Genomic DNA, 5,562 nt, shown 5'->3' on the forward strand with positions numbered 1-5,562 from the left:
GCCCAGCTCCCCGCGCAGCGCCGCCAGTTCGCGAGCCCGCCCCACGATCTCTTGACTTGCCATCACGTCACCGTCCGGATCAGACGAAGGGTCCATGAACGCCCGCGGCAGCGGGGCGCGGTGCGGCGGATCAGCCGGGGTCCAGCCCGGCGGCGGCCTCCTGCGCGGCGGAACGCACCGCGGACAGCGGGTGCGACCTGGCGGCCTGCCGCAGCGCGGGCGCGTCGCCCAGCCTGGCCAGCGCGCCCACCGCCTCCAGGGCCAGCGCCCCGTCGGCGGTCTCGCCCTCCAGCACCTGACGCAGCCCGGCCACGTGCGCGGGGTCGCCCAGGTAGCCGATCGCGCGGACCGCGCTGGCCCGCACCGTGCTGCCCTCGCCGGCGCGCCGGGCCGCCGCCAGCAGCACCTCGCCCGCCTCGGGCAGGCCCAGCCGGCCCAGGCACAACGCCGCCGTGCCGCGCAGGACCTCGCCCCGGCCGGCGTCGTTGAAGACGTCCCTGGCCAGGTCGAACGCCCGGTCGTCGCCGATGCCGCCGAGCGCGGCCACGGCCAGCGTGCGTTCCTGCTCGTCGGCGGTGTCGAGGGCGAGCCTGCGCAGCGGCATGACGGCCAGCGGGTCACGCAGGTAGTCCAGCGCGAGCAGGACCACCTGGCCGCTGATCCCGTCGCGATGCTCGTGGGTCTTGGTGAGGATCTCGATCAGCCGGGGCACCACCTTCGAGCCGAGCGCGGCGACCGCCGCCGCCGAGGCGGTCGGCGCGGGGGCCAGGCCGACCCGGCGCGGCGCCGAGTCCCGGTCCCGCAGGATGGAGGTGACCTGCTCGAACAGTGACCGGTCCCGGATCCAGCCGAGCAGGATCCTGGCCGTGGTGTGCGTGGCCCAGTCGGTGGCCGCCGCCCGCTCCTCCAGCGGGCCGGCGATCTCACCGCCCCGCCGCCGCAGCTCCTCCCGCGCGGCCGTGTACGGCTCGCCGGTCCGGTCCACGCAGCTCAGGAAGAGCGTCTCGAACGGGTCGTCGATCATCACGACGTCTCCTCCCACCAGAACGGTCCGTCGTAGCCGGGCAGGGTCTCGGCCGGGGTGCGCTGGACGTTGACGCCGCAGTGCAGTTCGCCGAGCCCGACGTGGTAGGCGTCCCAGTCCTCGACGAAGTGCACGGTCAGCCCGAGCGAGCCGAGCACGCTCACCGCGTACGCCTCGAACAGGTCCACGTTGTCCTCGGGGATCCTGATCCGCCGCCACAGGTCGCGCACCACCCCGGACTCCGAGAAGACACTCCGCCCGTCCACCAGGTTGTCGGGAGATTTCAGGATCTCTTGGGGGTTGAGGGCGTAGGTGGCGGCGAGGTCGTCCAGCCGCCCGCCCCGGGGCACCCAGTGCCAGTGCCCGGTCAGCGCGGCCAGCCGGTCCCGCGGCAGCCCGGCCGCGCCCACGGCGGCCAGCACGGCGTTCACGTCCGCGCCCGGCAGGCGCGGGCCGAGCGGGCGGGGCAGCATGACGTGGTCGTTCAGCACGATCAGGTTCACCAGGTTCGGCGTGACCGCGCTGGTGCGCACGAACGTGTCGGTGTGCAGGATCGTCCCCAGCGCCTCGATCGGCAGCCCCGACACCGACGCGAACACCACCGGCAGCCGCACCACCCGCTCCTCGGCCACGTCCAGCCCGGCGCGCAGCCGTCCCTCGATCGGCGTCAGCTTGTGCTCCTGCAGCCGCCGGTTGAACTCGCCGTGTCGGCGCAGCACGTCCGCCACCGAGATCGCGGCCGAGCCCGGCGGCGCCTGCAGCAGGGCGCGCCCGCGCGCCAGGTGGGTGAGCGGCGCGCCGTCGCGCTCGTGCCGCGCCAGCGCCGCCTCCAGCAACCCCACCGCCAGCCCGGACGACACCACCACCAGCCTGAACCCGTCACCCGGCGCGGGCACGAACGTCAGCACCTCGTCCACGTGCCCGACCTCCAGCCACGATGTGTCCACCGGCAGGATCGGCTGCACCCGCTGCTCCACCAGGAAGTGCCGGTAGTCCGGCTGCACCGGCCGCAGCAGGAACACGCCGAGCCGGTCGTCCTCGCGCCTGATCTCGAACAGGCGCGGCCCGTAGCCGGGGATGCGCGCGTCCGTCACCTGCCAGCGTGCTCCTGGCGCGGCCACCCGCACGACCGCGTCGGCGGCCAGGTCGAACTCGTGCCGGCCGAACAGGGCACGCGCGGCCTCCGTCAGGACCGCCTCTGGCAGCGCCGCTCCCGCGTCCAGCTCGGCGGCCAGGGATGGCGGCGCGTCGAACACCCGCACCTCGCCCTCACCCAGCACGATCTTCCCGAACGGCGCCGGCGGGTGCGGCGGCACCTCGGGCCCGGCCGCCCCGGCGGGCAGCCGCCCGGTCGCCGCGCCCACGGGCGGCGAGACCTCCAGGTTGCCGCCGTGGTCGAGCGAGTCCTCGACCCGCATGTCCAGCTCGTTGAACAGGCCGAGCCGCCCGTCGGGCAGCTCGTCGCGCACCCAGTGGCCGAGCCGCCTGCCGCGCGGGTTGTGCAGCGCCACCGGCATCCAGCGGCCGGGGGCCAGGCAGTAGCCGAAGGTCAGCTCGTCCCTGATCCACTGGTCGTTGCCGAAGACGTCGCCGTCCACCAGGTAGAGCCGGTTCACCCGCTCCGGACGGTCCGGGTGATGCGGGACGAACCGGGGCCCTTCGCCGTCCAGCGTCACCTCCTCCGGCGGGAACACCTGCCGCAGCACCTCGACCACCTCGGCCGCCGTCGGATGGTTGACCGGGAAGGAGTCGTCGAGCAGGTACACCAGGTACACGCGCTCGGGCGGCTGCAGATTCGACGGCAGCAGGAACGGCGCCACCCGCACCAGCACCTGCTCGGCGTCCCCGCCGTCGGGCCGCACGGTCAGCCAGATCTCACCGGGCCGCGACCCGTCCAGGCCCGAACCGTCGGGCGGCGGGCCGGGGACGGGGAACGCGGGCGCGCCGGGCAGCGTCACCGCCTCGGCCAGCAGCTCGCGTTCCGCAGTGACGGCCTCGGCGGACGGCGACCCGCCCCGCGCCCCGGCGCCGAGCAGCCGGGTCCAGCCGCCGGAGTCGCCCCTGGCGAACAGCCGCAGCCGCGGCCCGTCCTCGGGACGCAGCCGGACCAGCGCGGGACCGGCCAGGGCCGCCAGCCGCAGCGGGGTCAGCTCGGCCTGGTCGGCCGGGCCGTTCACGTCGCCGTCGCGGCAGTTCAGCCGGCGGGCGCGGACGCCGTCCGGGATGCGGCCGTCGAGATCGAGGTTGGCGAGCACGATGGCGCCGGGTCGCGCCGTCGGGGACGGATCGGCCCCCGCGTCACGCGCCGGTCCGCCGTCGGAAGGCGTCTCCCTCCTGGACGGCGTCTCCCTCCTGGGAGCCATGTCGATCACCCGCCTCTCACCGGTCGAGCGGCCCCGCCGGGGAGTGCCGCGTCAGCCGTGCATGCTGGTCGCACCAGCATGCACGGCGGGGTTGGAGTGGGCGCTGGAGTGCCCGCTTGGAGTGACCTCTGGGCCGGGCGGCTCGCTCGGTCTATCGTGGTCTGGGGTTGCGCCACGGCGGGCGGGAGACGGGATGGGCGTACAGAGCGGCCCGGCCTTACGGTTCGAGGTGCTGGGTCCGCTCCGGGCCTGGCGCGAGGAGCGGGAGTTACCGCTCGGATCGCTGCAGCAACGTACGGTGCTCGGCGTGCTGCTGCTGCTCGCGGGCCGTCCGGCGGGCAGGGAACGGCTCATCGACGCGATCTGGGGCGACGCCGCGCCCGTCTACGCGCTGAACCTGCTGCAGAAACACGTCTCCGCGCTGCGCCGGGCGCTGGAACCGGAACGTTCCGCGCGCTCGCCGTCCAGCCTGCTGTCGTGGAGCGAGGCCGGCTACCTGCTGAACGTCCCGGCCGGCGCGCTCGACCTGCACGTCTTCGACCGGCTGGTGACACGCGCCCGCGCGGCCGGCGACCCGCGGGCGGCCGCCGCCGACCTGCGCGAGGCGCTGCGGCTGTGGCGCGGTCCCGTCTGCGAGGGGCTGTCCAGCCCGCTGCTGGACGCCGAACGCGACCGGCTCGGCGAGCACCGCGTCGACGTGCTGGAAGAACGCATCCACGCCGAGCTGAGCCTGGGCGGCGACGACCCGGCGGGCCCCGGCCCAGGCGACCCCGCGGGCACGGTCGCCGAACTGCGGCTGCTCGTCACCCGCCACCCCCTGCGCGAACGCCTGCGCGCGCTGCTCATGCGCGCCCTCTACCAGTCCGGACGCCAGGGCGAGGCGCTGGCCGCCTTCCACGAGGCACGCGAATACCTGCTCGGCGAGCTGGGCATCGAGCCCGGGCCGCAACTGCGCCGCGTGCACGAGCAGATCCTGCGCGGCGACCCCGTACCCTCGGCGGCGGTGGTCACGGACCGGGCCATGCCGGTGCCCGCGCAGCTGCCGTACGGGCTGCTCGACTTCGCCGGACGGCACGCCGAGCTGGACCGCCTCGACGAGCTGTGCCCCGACGAAGGCCCCGGCGGGGGCCCGGCCAGAGCGGTCGTGATCAGCGCCATCGGCGGGATGGCCGGCGTGGGCAAGACGACGCTGGCCGTGCACTGGGCGCACCGGGTACGCGACCGTTTCCCCGGCGGCCAGCTCTACGTCAACCTGCGCGGCTACGACCCGGGCGGCAGCGCCATGGACCCGGCCGAGGCCATCCGCGGCTTCCTCGACGCGTTCGGCGTGCCGCCCGAGCGCGTCCCGATCGGGCTGGAGGGCCAGGCGGCGCTGTACCGCAGCCTGCTGGCCGGGCGCAGGGTGCTCATCATCCTCGACAACGCGGAGAACGCCGAGCAGGTACGCCCGCTGCTGCCCGGCTCACCCGGTTGCCTGGTGCTGGTGACCAGCCGCGACCAGCTCTCCGGGCTGGTCGTCGCGGAAGGCGCGCAGCCGCTCAGCGTGGGCCTGCTGACCCCGGACGAGGCCAGGCAACTCCTGGCCAGACGGCTCAGCCAGGGCCGCGTACGAGCCGAGTCCGGCGCGGTCGACGAGATCATCGAGCTGTGCGGCCGGCTGCCGCTGGCCCTGGCCATCGTCGCCGCCCGCGCCGCCACCAACCCGGGCTTCCCGCTCGCGCTGCTCGCCGGGGAACTGCGCGCGGCCAAGGGCAGGCTCGACCCCTTCCACAGCACGGACCGTTCCACCGACATGCGCTCGGTGTTCTCCTGGTCGCTGCAGCGGCTCAGCGGTGCAGCGCAGCGGCTGTTCCGGCTGCTCGGGCTGCATCCGGGGCCGCGGATCAGCGCGTACGCCGCCGCCAGCCTCGCCGGGACACCGGTGACGGAGGCCAGGGCGGCGCTGACGGAGCTGGCCCGCGCCAACCTCGTCACCGAGCCCGCGCCCGGCCGCTTCACCTGCCACGACCTGCTACGCGCCTACGCCGGCGAACTCGCCGCCGACCGGGGCGGCGTGAGTGACGGCTGGGACGGCGAGAGCGCCGGCCGGGGCGGTGAGAGCGCCGGTCGGGGTGGCGTGAGTGACGGTCGGGGTGGCGAGAGCGGCGGTCGGGGTGGCGTGACTGACGGCTGGGG

General features: G+C 75.3%; 3 protein-coding genes. 1 reads left to right on the forward strand and 2 read right to left on the reverse strand.

All coding sequences use genetic code 11. The features are described from left to right. Positions 1-130: 130 nt before the first annotated feature. Both HII36_RS52885 and HII36_RS52890 read right to left on the reverse strand, forming a co-directional pair. The gene (locus tag HII36_RS52885) at positions 131-1,024 is read right to left on the reverse strand and encodes a HEAT repeat domain-containing protein (RefSeq protein WP_236005111.1); all 894 of its coding nucleotides are present in this window, start codon (positions 1,022-1,024) and stop codon (positions 131-133) included. Continuing rightward, positions 1,024-3,387 (reverse strand): protein-arginine deiminase family protein, encoded by a 2,364-nt coding sequence (locus tag HII36_RS52890; RefSeq protein ID WP_173530980.1) that lies wholly within the window; start codon positions 3,385-3,387, stop codon positions 1,024-1,026. The genes HII36_RS52885 and HII36_RS52890 overlap by 1 nt, the downstream gene beginning before the upstream one ends. A 193-nt stretch (positions 3,388-3,580) precedes the next feature. Between HII36_RS52890 and HII36_RS52895 the strand changes: the two genes are divergently transcribed. Further along, positions 3,581-5,562, forward strand: a 1,982-nt coding sequence (locus HII36_RS52895; protein WP_173530981.1) for an AfsR/SARP family transcriptional regulator, incomplete at its 3' end; no start/stop codon positions are given.

This window comes from Nonomuraea antri (assembly GCF_013283785.1).
Lineage (GTDB): Bacteria > Actinomycetota > Actinomycetes > Streptosporangiales > Streptosporangiaceae > Nonomuraea > Nonomuraea antri.

Coding starts and splice junctions, on each gene's coding strand:
- HII36_RS52885 (WP_236005111.1), bottom strand. CDS start 1,024: ATGATCGACGACCCGTTCGAGACGCTCTTCCTGAGCTGCGTGGACCGG.
- HII36_RS52890 (WP_173530980.1), bottom strand. CDS start 3,387: ATGGCTCCCAGGAGGGAGACGCCGTCCAGGAGGGAGACGCCTTCCGAC.